Annotated in this window: 8 protein-coding genes; 1 reads left to right on the forward strand and 7 read right to left on the reverse strand. The window is 42.0% G+C overall.

The window, feature by feature from the left end:
- Window positions 1-756 precede the first annotated feature (756 nt).
- From V4467_00230 to leuS, 5 genes are all read right to left on the reverse strand, one after another.
- A complete protein-coding gene (locus tag V4467_00230) occupies window positions 757-1,326 on the reverse strand; it encodes a hypothetical protein (protein ID MES2087406.1) in 570 nt (189 codons plus the stop codon).
- A 64-nt stretch (window positions 1,327-1,390) separates the two neighbouring features.
- Window positions 1,391-3,292, reverse strand: a complete 1,902-nt coding sequence (gene lysS, locus V4467_00235) for a lysine--tRNA ligase (protein ID MES2087407.1) — start codon at window positions 3,290-3,292, stop codon at window positions 1,391-1,393.
- Window positions 3,293-3,414: 122 nt separating this feature from the next.
- Window positions 3,415-3,882 (reverse strand): transcription elongation factor GreA, encoded by a 468-nt coding sequence (gene greA, locus V4467_00240; protein ID MES2087408.1) that lies wholly within the window; start codon window positions 3,880-3,882, stop codon window positions 3,415-3,417.
- Window positions 3,883-4,110: 228 nt separating this feature from the next.
- Window positions 4,111-5,142 carry a sigma factor-like helix-turn-helix DNA-binding protein gene (locus V4467_00245; GenBank protein MES2087409.1) on the reverse strand — a complete coding sequence of 344 codons (1,032 nt, stop codon included), beginning with the start codon at window positions 5,140-5,142 and terminating at the stop codon, window positions 4,111-4,113.
- Between the two features lie 97 nt (window positions 5,143-5,239).
- Window positions 5,240-8,368: a leucine--tRNA ligase gene (gene leuS / locus V4467_00250; GenBank protein MES2087410.1), complete on the reverse strand. Its 3,129-nt coding sequence runs from the start codon at window positions 8,366-8,368 to the stop codon at window positions 5,240-5,242.
- A 212-nt stretch (window positions 8,369-8,580) separates the two neighbouring features.
- Between leuS and V4467_00255 the strand changes: the two genes are divergently transcribed.
- Entirely contained in the window at window positions 8,581-9,027 is a 447-nt protein-coding gene (locus tag V4467_00255) for a hypothetical protein (GenBank protein MES2087411.1), read from the forward strand.
- A 283-nt stretch (window positions 9,028-9,310) separates the two neighbouring features.
- Here the strand turns inward: V4467_00255 and V4467_00260 are convergent, their stop codons facing one another.
- Both V4467_00260 and ychF read right to left on the reverse strand, forming a co-directional pair.
- Window positions 9,311-10,249: a DUF5671 domain-containing protein gene (locus V4467_00260; GenBank protein MES2087412.1), complete on the reverse strand. Its 939-nt coding sequence runs from the start codon at window positions 10,247-10,249 to the stop codon at window positions 9,311-9,313.
- A 547-nt stretch (window positions 10,250-10,796) separates the two neighbouring features.
- Window positions 10,797-11,894 (reverse strand): redox-regulated ATPase YchF, encoded by a 1,098-nt coding sequence (gene ychF, locus V4467_00265; GenBank protein ID MES2087413.1) that lies wholly within the window; start codon window positions 11,892-11,894, stop codon window positions 10,797-10,799.
- Window positions 11,895-11,955: the final 61 nt, after the last annotated feature.

An 11,955-nucleotide genomic window follows, 5' to 3' on the forward strand; every position in this document is an offset into this window, starting at 1 on the left:
TCGCCGCTACTTTCAAAATATGCTTGTCAGCTGATTACAGCTGCCTGGCTATTTTACTCGCCGCTACTTTCAAAATATGCTTGTCAGCTGATTACAGCTGCCTGGCTATTTTTATACTCGCTTCGCTCGTTAAAAATATGCCACCCACCTTTTCCCACTTAGATAGAATTATATACCACTTTGCCCCACAACCTAGCATTGTTATCCACACCCCGTAGTAGATTTTCGGCTCGTGGAATTCGATAAAAAATGGATACAAAATATTTATAAACTTGTAAATTTTCATTTCAAACTTTCAAAGCAATAGCCACGAGAATAAGCCGAAAATTCACTATCGGGGCACAGTTTTGTACATGAAAAAACCGCCTATGGTTTGGCGGCTCTTGGGTATTTATAAAACCATAAATAACAACCTCTAATACGAATAGCGCAGTACATTAAGGTTAGACTAAAAATACCCCACTGACCGTGAGTAAAAGTAGAATAAATCCAAAACGGTTGGCTAATGAGCCCGACCGGAAAAATCCACCTACTTTTACGCAAATTTAGAAGTTCTCCAAATATACCGATAACTCCTATGACCGATTGAACTATAATCTCGCTTGTGGCCATATCACTCCCTTTTAATTTGAGTTTCGGAACTAAGACTTATGAGACGATAAAGCTAAAGTGATACATTGTCAAAAGAATGACCCCCTCCCCGCACTCCGCAGACTCCGTACGGGGTTTCCTGGGTAAAGAAAAACCACAAATCTTTTAAATTTGTGGTGATGGCAACTCTATATCAATCGGGTTAAGGTTGACGCGTGAGGGCTTGAAAACGAAGGTATTATCAAAACCGCATAACTCCCAAAGCGAGATGGTCCTACTTGCAACGCGTGAAAGTCGTTGGCTTACTTCAATCCCCGAAACGACAACATATCTCTGGGCTTTTAAAAGCTTGACCACCAAGGGACGAAAATCATGATCGTTCGCTACAAGAAGCACTGCTGAAGCAAGAGTTCCCAGCGCAAGCCGATTTTGGACTTCACCGATTAGAGCATAATCAGCAATTTCAGTGGTCCAATACATCGTCCCTCGATGGCTAACAAAACTGCGATGCAATGAGTGCTGAATCCTGCTAGACAAAAAGGTTTTACCTCTCCATAAACTGGCCGTTCCCCAAAGTTGTCGCAACTGAAAACCCTCCCTGGTAAGCCCGACAGGAATTTGATCTAACAGAGAGTTAACGCTACGCTCAATTTCTTCAGGTGTTTTTGGACCCCTTGTCCGTCCAAGCCCCACACCCTCAAGATCAATAAAGACATCTATGTCTGTGACATTCAAAGTGCCTCCTGTTTCTTGGTTAATCTTTTATGAAAGTAACACCACACTCCAAAAATGTCTAGAGCTATGCAAAAAGTCCAAATTTTTCCGTCAATTTTTCAACAGCAGTTTTTTCTCCAAAAACCAGCACGCCGAGATATTCGATCTCGTTTAAATTTTTCAGTTTTGTGGCTGCAATAACTTTTTTATCGTCGGTCGTTACAAGCATTTCTCGAGTAAATTCAGTAACCAAAAGTCCTGCTTCTCGCGCAACGCGAGCCAACTCTGCTAAATCACTGTTTGACTTTGCTTCCTTGATCATCAGAGCGTTTTGAATATTTAAGGCGATGGATTTTTCATCCTTGGTTTGAATTTCTTCTTGAAAAAACAAACTCTTACCTTTTCGAGCGCCCAAAGAGGCCGAAAGATGTGCGACCGTATTTAATTGCTGCCACGGCGCTAGTCCAGCGGATTTATTAATAACTGCCACCCCAATTTTTCGCTCTTTTTTACCACCACCTTCTTCTTTCGGCTTTAACGTTGGGAACAAAATCACTTCCTTCACGTTTTTAACATCGGAAAATAACATCGCCAGTCGATCAATGCCAATGCCAATGCCACCGTTCGGCGGCATTCCATACTCCATAGCCTCCAAATATTCCTTATCAGATGGTGAAATATCTTTATCGCCTTTCCTACTTTTTTTATCTTGTTCCAAATATCTCTCGGCTTGATCAATCGGATTATTCAATTCTGAAAATGCGTTTACGAGCTCAATACCGCCAGCAACAAGCTGGAAGCGATCAATCAATTCCGGTGTGTCCTCCTTTCTCTTGGCAAACGGATTAAAACTTAAAGGATAATCAATAATGAACGTTGGCTGAACCAGTTTTGGGCGACAGGTTTTCTTATAAATAGCGTCCAGAATTTTTTCCATTGGCTCAACCCTATCAACATCCACTCCAAGCTGATTGGCCTTAAGCAAAAGTTGTTCTCGAGTGATAGATTCCGGATTTTCGATCAAGGCAAAACGTCTGAGCAAATCATAAAAGGTAATCACGGCGAAATCATTACCAAATTCTATTTTATTGCCATCATACAAAAACGAATCTGTATTAAAAAGTTTTTTAACTAAATATTTAAATAATTTTTCAATGAATTGCCTTTGAGACAGCGCGTCCGCATAGGATTCCTGTGATTCAAGCATCGTAAATTCAGGATTATGCGTCGCGTCAATCCCTTCATTTCGAAATTTCCTACCAATTTCATAGACTTTATTAAAACCACCGACTACGAGCTTTTTAAGATAGAGCTCCTGAGCAATAGTGAGGTTGAAATCGATACCAAGCGCGTTGTGATGCGTCACGAAAGGCCGTGCGGTTGCGCCACCAGCTAAGGTCTGCAAGCGTGGAGTTTCTACTTCAATATAGCCATCGGCATTGTAGAATGAGCGAATTTCAGTAACCAGTTTTGATCGCAACACAAAGCGATCTTTCACTTCAGACGACATCAGCAGATCGAGATATCGGCGGCGAAATCTCTCTTCGACATCCTGCAATCCATGCCATTTTTCTGGAAGCGGACGGAGGCTTTTAGCAAGCATCGTCCAACTTTTTACTTCAACCGTTTTTTCGTTTCTTTTAGTAAGAAACAACGATCCAGAAACCGCAACAAAATCCCCGATATCAACAGTCGAGGAAAAAAGATCGAATACGTCAGAATTTACTAAGTCTTTTTTGATCAGTGCCTGAAAATGGGCAGTACCGTCATCGAGCGTAATAAACACCAACCCGCCCTGTGGACGCAGTGAAATAATTCTACCGACGACAGAGACGTCGTCTTTGCCCTCTAACTTTTCGAATTTTTCTGCAACTTCCGCGAGACTATAATCTCTTTTGGTTTTAATAGGATAGGCATTGATCCCCTTCTCATTTAAAATTTTGAGCTTTTCTAATCGGGTATTTCGAATTTCTTCAATGGAGGCCATGTGTTTAAATTCGAAATCCGAATATCGAAATCCGAAACAATCCCTAAATCCAAAATTTCAATATTTAAAATTTTGTGCTTTTAATTTGTTTCGAATTTCGCGCTTCGAATTTCGTGCTTTGTCTATTCGAGTTCAGTTATTTTATATTCAACAACGCCAACCGGAGTGGTAACTTTAAATTGATCCGACTTCTTTTTTCCGATCATGGCTGAACCGAGCGGAGAATGAATCGAGAGTTTTGATTCGGCCAAGTTGGCTTCCTCGGAACCAACAATTTTAAATTTTGATTTTGATTTGTCTTTCAATTTTTCAATGTGAACCACAGATCCAATGCCCACCACTTCACTGTGATGAATCGACATGATTTCGGCAGACTTCAACATCGCTTCCAAACGAAGAATTTGATCTTCAATGTTTGCCTGATTTTCGCGAGCTTCGTGGTACTCGGCGTTTTCAGAAAGATCTCCGAGAGATTTGGCGTATTCGAGACTTTCAGCGACTTCTTTTCTTTTTACCGTTTTGAGTTCTTCAAGTTTTTTGGTCAATTCTTCAAACTTCTCCTTGGTCAGATATTCTTTTTTGTCATCCATACGTGTAAATTTTAATTGCAATAATAAAAAATTGTATACATTGTGACCCCCAAAGTCAATGCTGTTCGCAGTCTTCAATACGAAAATAGGAAAGTGAGTACGAACATACGAAAAAATACAAAAACTTTTGCCTGCTCTCTACAATTTTCGTATCATTTCGTATTTTCGTTAGTCCGCGTTTCGTATGGAAGGGCGGAAAGCGAGGTATTTTCGTATGACAACTCAACACTACGCAATAGAATAGACTCCATCCTTGGTCTTCTTGAAAAATTTAGGATTTTGCAAATTGACAATGATGGTGTTCTCTTTGACATACCTCTCCTTCATCACCTTATCGATAATTTGTTCTCGGTTGAGCGGTCCATTGCTCTCTAAAACCTTCCTGATGACATCTTTGACAACTCCTGACATGTATCCCCATTCGGCGAGCGCGTAGAGGCCTCGGCCAACGAGTACAAATCGAGGATCTTTGATGAGTTCGTTGTGGGTAGTGGCAATATGAGCTTTCTTACCGAAAAGTTTTTCAATCGACTTTGCGACTTCTCTAAAGTGAATTGGAGAACCGTGTCGGCGAATGACCAAAAAGGCGTAATCGCGCATGCCTTTGGCGTGAATATTTGGAGAAGATTTAAGTCCCCATTCACCAAGCGGATTTTTACCAATAGTTTTTGAAAGTTCAAGCCAGCGCTTGATCACGTCATTCTTAGATTTATAGTCATCAGAAATATCTTCAACATGCGTGAGAAAGTGCGCAATAATATCGAGTTCAGAAACCAAATCTTTGTCAGAAAGATTTTTATAAAGTTTTTTCAAAGCGTCGTGAACTTTTTTGGCTAGTGAATCACTGACATGCCAGCGGTGTTTGAAATTTTCATCTTCTTTTTCGCGTTTAAATGGATCACCCAAAACCAAAAGCAACTGAATGTGATTTTGAGTGCTCTTGTCTTTGGCGACGTACTCAAGAAAATTTTCCTCGCTAATAATGCCACCAAGCTTATGAAAAAGTGCTTCCAACTCGGAAAAAACGCCTTTTTCTTTTGCGTAGGACTCAGCTCGCTTGATGCTGTGAACGGCATAATTTTCAATCTGTCTGACTCGTTCGCGGGTGATACCATATTTCTTGCCGATGGCTTCTAGGGTCATCTTTTTGGAATCTTTGTCGAGTCCATAGCGACTGACAATCACATCCCGCGCGCGATCAGGCAAGATGGCGAGAAGCCTCTTGACCACTTGTTTTGGATTGAAAGTAATGACGTTCATTGGTCTTCTGATTAATCTCTAAAAACCTAGTAATAAGTTCACTTTTTAATGATTCGCTTCAGTGTAAGTCATGTTTACCGTTTTGTCAAACATTAGGTTATACAACAACATTAAGTAACCTGCCTTTGACGTAAATTAATTTTTTTATCGGCAATTCAGCAATCCATTTTTTAATTTCTGGTAAATTGAGCGCCAGCTCTTTCGCTTCTGCTTCAGTCAACTCAGTTTCGGTATTCAAGGTGGAACGCATTTTACCGTTAACCTGAATCACCAAAACTCCCCCACTTTTTGAGGCTAATTTGGAATCATACACAGGCCAGGAACTCAGGTGAATAGATTTTTTATTGCCCAACAGAGACCATAATTCATCAGTAATGTGCGGCGCAAACGGAGCCAAAAGTTGCAACAAAATTTCGTACTCTTTCCGGGAAACAGTTTCCGCTTTTTCAAATTCATTGAGCAAGACCATCATGGCGCTCACTGCGGTATTAAATCGCATCGCCTCGATGTCTTCGGAAACTTTTTTGATAGTCTTATGCAACAGAGTAGATTCATGATTCACGATTTTAGATTCAGGATTTTCTTGATTCCTATTCTTGAATCGTGATTCTTGAATCGTGATTCTTTCCTTGAGCTTCCAGACTCGCTCAAGGAATCTCCTTGGTCCCACCATGCTTTCTGTAGACCACGCAATATGCTGATCGAAAGGTCCCATAAACATTTCGTAGAGACGCAAGGTGTCAGCGCCGAATGTTTTAATAAGCGTGTCAGGGTTAACAACGTTTCCCAACGATTTAGACATTTTTACTCCACCTTCACCCAAAATTAATCCGTGTGATGTACGTTTCAAATACGGCTCACTTGTGGGAACCAGACCTAAGTCAAAAAGAAATTTATGCCAAAAACGTGAGTACAAAAGGTGCAAGGTTGTGTGTTCCATGCCACCGTTGTACCAATCAACCGGTGTCCAGTAATCAAGTGCGCTCTTATTTTTTAAATCAAAACTTTTACCTTTTTTTACGACGTACGCGAGATAATACCAAGAAGATCCAGCCCAATTTGGCATGGTGTCTGTTTCGCGACGAGCTGGGCCTTTGCAAACCGGACACTTCACGTTGACCCACTTTGAAATACTAGCAAGTGGCGATTCGCCGGTATCAGTTGGCTTGTAATTTTTCACGTTCGGAAGTTTCAGCGGCAGATCTTTTTCAGCGAGTGGCACAATGCCACATTTTTCACAATGAATGACAGGAATCGGTTCCCCCCAATATCGCTGTCTCGAAAATACCCAGTCACGGATTTTGTACTTTACAATTTTTTCAGCAAAACCTTTTTCCTTGAGCCATTCGACAATTTTAGGACGCGCTTCTTTTGAAGTTAAGCCGTCAAAAGTTCCTGAGTTAAAAAGAATTCCCTCTCCCTCGTAGCAGGTCTCAAGAGTTTTAACTTTTTCAAACAAAACAGGATCACTTGGTTTAATGGAAACCTTGAGCGGGATTCCATATTTTTTTGCCATATCAAAATCTCGCTTATCATGGGCATCTGCAAATACCGCTCCGGTGCCATATTCTCCAAGCACAAAATCTGAAACCCAGACTGCCATACTTTCTAGGGTTGCGGGATTTATGGCTTCAATACCCTTCAATTGCACTCCTGTTTTATTTTCTTTATCAGTTCTCTCAATGTCGGTCTTTTTCTTTGAATTGGAAATAAATCGTTCGATTTCTTCGAGATTTTCGAAGCTCTTCGCTAACTTTTTAATAATCGGATGTTCTGGGGCAACAACAAGAAAAGTACCGGAAAAAATGGTATCGATGCGCGTTGTGAAAACATCAACCTCTGAAATTTCATTCTTGAATCCTGATTCTTGAATCTTGAATCGAATTTGAGCTCCTTCAGATTTTCCAATCCAATTCTTCTGTTGTAATTTTATTTTTTCCAAATACTCGATCGGAGTGTGGCCAGCAAGCATCCTTGATACAAACTTTTCATGGAAAAGTGAGATCACTTTTTTGTAACGCACCTCGTCCGACTGATCAGACTTGAAAACGCCAGTCTGCGCATCTTTCAGAAAAGCTTCAGTAGGATAGCCGGGCCAATAATTTTTGGTCTGTTCGTCCTGCAAAATATAGTCACTCGGCACAACCTCCTCCACCATACTTCCCGCCTCATCGGTAAATGAAGTGGCATAGTGAAAATTAGCGGGAGAGCTTCCGCCGACTGTTTTTAAGAAATTCTTGAGAAATTCTATGACCTCTTCATCAGTGGCACGTTCACTGTTTGGATTAGCATGCTTTCGCATGTGGACCATAACACCGTTATTCTCTGGCCATTTTTCAATCCAGAAAATATTATCGGTGGCAATAGTGGGAAAGCCAGTTTTTTTGAAATAAAACTCAGACTTCATTCTGGCATTTTCCTTGAAATCATCGCCCTCTATTAAACTAGAGTCGTCAACCGGTGGCACGTCATCGAGCGAAAGCAGTTCAATGCCGGCAACACCTGCGAGGCAGGTTTTTATCATTTTCACCTTGGCCGGATTTCTGGTGCCAATCAAAATCTTTTTATTATCCAAGTCGCGATCAAGTCGGTCAGCGTACTTCGTAATGGCCAACATCCACTGTTCTTTTTCGCGTTTCTCAACGGGTGTGCCACAACGCTCACAACAACCGTCCACCACTTCCTCATTAGCAAGACCAATCTTGTCTTTCGGACACCAATTGATCGCCATCTTTTTTTTGTAGGCCAAACCCTTCTCGAGAAATTTCAAAAAAATCCATTGCGTCCATTTGTAATATTCCGGATCGGTGGTGTTGATTTCCCGCGACCAATCAAAACTAAACCCCAACTCTTTAAGCTGACGTTGGAAATTTTCGGTGTTTTTTTTGGTCACAATCGCCGGATGAATCCCGGTTTTGATGGCGTAATTTTCCGTCGGCAATCCGAACGCATCCCAACCGATTGGGTACAACACTTCAAAACCTTCCGCTCGACGCTTGCGAGCGATTACATCCATAGCAGTATTCGAGCGAATATGCCCGACATGCAAACCATCTCCAGACGGATAGGGAAATTCGATTAGACCGTAAAATTTCTTGGGCGCAGAACTTCGCGGAACAGACGCGGAACCACGCGGAAATTTCTGATCCTTAGCTTGGTTGAGTTTATTTTTCTCCCAAATCTTTTGCCATTTTTTTTCAATTTTTAGATGGTTGTAGTCGTTCATTACAGAAAATAATGCCACAGATCAAAGCTTTTTACCATATTAACGCAATCTATTGACAAACTCAGTATATGTGTGATATTCTGCATCGCAGATACCTTGTTGTTTGTCATCTTAACCCTGGCAAAAACACTAAATCGCTCACGCGTTTAGTCCGTAGCAACAAAGACGCAAATGCATCTGAAATTGCTGGTGGGTATTGAACACTCGTTACAATGAAAACACTCAAATCACTGCTGGTCTGGTCCGCCCTCATCACCACTCTTATGACCTTGCTCGGCCTGTTCTTCGTCGCTAGCAATGGTGACTACGAGCTCCGGGACGCGAACAACGCGCTTCTGGATTGGAAGGAGGTCGTCACCGGCGAGAGCCACTTTCGTGGCTACGAGATGCCGATCGGCATCGGCTCCGTCGCGGTAGACCAACTCGCTGGCGAGGCCTATCAGGCCAGTGCCTATGGTGCCAGTCGCGCCGGCAATGCCCTCGCGATCTACATCACCCCGGACTTTGTCCCATTCACTTGTGGACTCGCGTGGCTTTGGACGGCATTTCTGGTCGTGGCCTACGTCGTCTGCTTATTCTGGCGAACATTTGGGATTGATTGCCTTGCCAAAATCAAATACTGGCAAATTGAAAGGATTCGCAAGGCCTCCGAACAGTAAATTCGGCAAAACCACAGCGCTTCATTCGATCAAAATTCGGATGAAGCGCTTTTCTTTTTACCTGAAAAAAGGAAAAAGGCTGTCACAAATTGACAGCCTTTGGAAAATAAAATTATTGGATGTACATCATGGCATAGGCCACAACACAAACTAGCAGAGCCACTCCGACAGCCTTTGAGCTAAATCGGACTGACCTACACCTGCCAACTCTCGATCTTCTACTCATACCAGCCGACACAATACCATATTTCGACTTGATTAGCAAACCGCCTGATCCCGCTCACTAATAGACAGGTTTTGGTGTCGAATACGCCCTTGGATCAATCGTTCTTTCGAAACAGTACTTGCCCACAGGATGAGTCCAGGTAGCGCCTCCGTATGGATATGGAGCGGCAACACTGGCATTTTTAGCATCGTTTGAGGCGTAATTGAAATCGGCGCAAAGGTTGTACGTCGTAGCGTTTTTCTTTTGATACTCGTAGGATTTGCCCGATTGCTGATCAACAGGCGGAGTGAAATAATTACCGGAAGTAGTGAGATCAGAAAATGAAGCTGGTAAAACTCCTTTCACTTGGTAGAAATACGTTACTTGAGAATCGATATTTTGCAGATCGCTGATTTTTGCGCTGTCATATTTGTAAAGTTTCTGCGTGCGTGGTGAACCTAAAACAGCAAATCCCCAAACGATTGAACCGATTACTAACACAGCTGCAATACCCAACCAAACTTTTTGAGACATAGGATTCAACTTTCCGCGCAAATCTGAAATGTAATAGAAAAAGACTGCAAACGTGACTACGAGCACCGCCAAAACTTTGAGTACAAATCCAGTATTCAACTCCTGTCCGTCAATAAAGTAGTACAAAATGGTTACCAAATCCCCCGCCATCGCAATCCCTGCAACGAAAAGCGTAATGTAGGTAAGCCACTTGCGAAGGCCGAAAATTTTCCTATCTGGCTCAGTGGCGTAATCTTTCTCCAAAAACCACATCAGGAAAACGTAGAGCGGAAAGAAAATAACTAAGATTGAAACAGGCCAACTGATTGATTGGCTACCGAAATAATAATAGCCGTAGGTAATTTGCGGATAGGCGGCGTTAATCACCGAAAACAAAAGGTTGAGAAGACTGATGACTACGGTATAAAGCGCAACGATAGCTCCCAAATTGAGAAATAGATCTTTGGGACTGGTTCTAGGTTTAGTTTGTTGAATAGTGTCCATAAAATTTGGTTAATTGATATAAGAACATTGTATCCCAAACCCGGCAAATACTCTAATATATTCCATCAATGAAAAACCACCGCGGGAAGGGGTGGTTTGAGAGACTTAAGGGTTTAAATGTACCCACAAGGTACAGAAAAAGAAAAGGAGAGAAAGTACTACGGCCACTGCTACTACCAACCCCTCCGGAGAAGCCTTCGATTGGTGTATAGGCGGTGGTTTGTTTTTCCCGTGCGGGAACAAGGATGGGATGGAACTACTACTGTGCCATTCCCTTTGGACTCGATGGACCACAAGGTTATCCTTTCACATTTACTATCGCGAACAATAGCACGTAATTAAAAATAACAAAACAACTTGCATTTAAGTAATCTTTTGGTGTATTATCTAATCATCACCAACGGAAAAGATCACCCCACAAGGTTTCGTCCTTATGGGGCCTTTTCTTTTCTATTTTTCAAAATTAGATTTTAAACTCTACGACCCTACGATTCGCTTGGCTGGCTCATCTCAGGATCTTCGAGTTTAAATTTAACCTCTAACGAGATTAAATCTTAAACTCTACGACTTCTCCATCTTTGACCACGTACTCCTTACCTTCAGTGCGAATCAAACCTTTTTCGCGCGCGGCGGCGTAGGAACCAACTGCCAAAAGCTTGTCCCATTCGATCACCTCAGCTCGAACAAATTTATCTTTAAAATCTCCGTGGATTGCAGTTCCGGCCTCAGGAGCAGTCCAACCTTTTTTTATTGTCCATGCGCGAGTTTCATCTTCCCCAGTTGTAAAATACATAATGAGCTCAAGCGTCTCGTAACCTTTTTTGATGAGTCGGTCAATGCCGTCATCGAGCACGCCGAAATCCGTCCGCATTTGTTTTTTTTCTGCGTCTTTCATATCTTTCAAATCATGTTCTATGCCCGCGTCAACAATAACCCACGGGGCTTTTTCTTTCGCTAAAAAATCCATTAATTTTTGAAATCGTTCGTCTTTCAATTCATCTAAATTTTTACCGCCAGCTTTTTTATTGAGTACATATAAAATTTTCTTTACCGTAAGCAAGTGTAATCCTTTAAGAACTGGAATTTCTTTAGAATCCACAGCAACAGTTGAGGCCAATTTGCCCGCATCCAACGCAATTTTTATCCGCTCGAGCAAACCTCCTTCAAGCATTGCATCTTTATCTCCACGCTTGACGTCGCGCGCCAAATTAGAAAGTCGCTTCGTAACTGTTTGTAAATCAGCCAAAATAAGTTCGAGATTGATCACTTCAATATCTCGCACCGGATCAATTCCACCTGAAACATGAATGACTTTTTCATCGTCGAAAATCCGCACCACTTGCGCAATGGCGTCGGTCTCACGAATGTTGGAAAGAAATTGATTACCCAGCCCCTCGCCTTCCGAAGCTCCTTTGACGAGGCCCGCGATATCAACAAATTCCACCGCCGCAGGAACAGTTTTTTTTGAATGACTGAATTCAGAAAGTTTCCAAAGTCTATCATCGGGTACAGCAACCACGCCGACCGATGGATCGATGGTGCAAAAAGGATAATTTTCACAAGCCACTGATTTTTTAGTCAGGGCGTTAAAAAGAGTTGATTTTCCTACGTTTGGCAAGCCGACAATTCCAATTGAAAGTGACATAGGAAAGAGTATATAGCACTGGTACGTAATATCCAAGAAACAGAAAATTAATTTTCTGCCC

The sequence above is a fragment of the Patescibacteria group bacterium genome, assembly GCA_040390045.1.
In the GTDB taxonomy this organism is placed as follows: domain Bacteria; phylum Patescibacteriota; class Minisyncoccia; order Phycocordibacterales; family SIBU01; genus SIBU01.

What these genes read in the sequence shown, in the direction of transcription:
- leuS (MES2087410.1), bottom strand. Translation starts at nt 8,368, where the DNA reads ATGAACGACTACAACCATCTAAAAATTGAAAAAAAATGGCAAAAGATT.
- greA (MES2087408.1), bottom strand. Translation starts at nt 3,882, where the DNA reads ATGGATGACAAAAAAGAATATCTGACCAAGGAGAAGTTTGAAGAATTG.
- lysS (MES2087407.1), bottom strand. Translation starts at nt 3,292, where the DNA reads ATGGCCTCCATTGAAGAAATTCGAAATACCCGATTAGAAAAGCTCAAA.
- V4467_00245 (MES2087409.1), bottom strand. Translation starts at nt 5,142, where the DNA reads ATGAACGTCATTACTTTCAATCCAAAACAAGTGGTCAAGAGGCTTCTC.
- ychF (MES2087413.1), bottom strand. Translation starts at nt 11,894, where the DNA reads ATGTCACTTTCAATTGGAATTGTCGGCTTGCCAAACGTAGGAAAATCA.
- V4467_00255 (MES2087411.1), top strand. Translation starts at nt 8,581, where the DNA reads ATGAAAACACTCAAATCACTGCTGGTCTGGTCCGCCCTCATCACCACT.
- V4467_00260 (MES2087412.1), bottom strand. Translation starts at nt 10,249, where the DNA reads ATGGACACTATTCAACAAACTAAACCTAGAACCAGTCCCAAAGATCTA.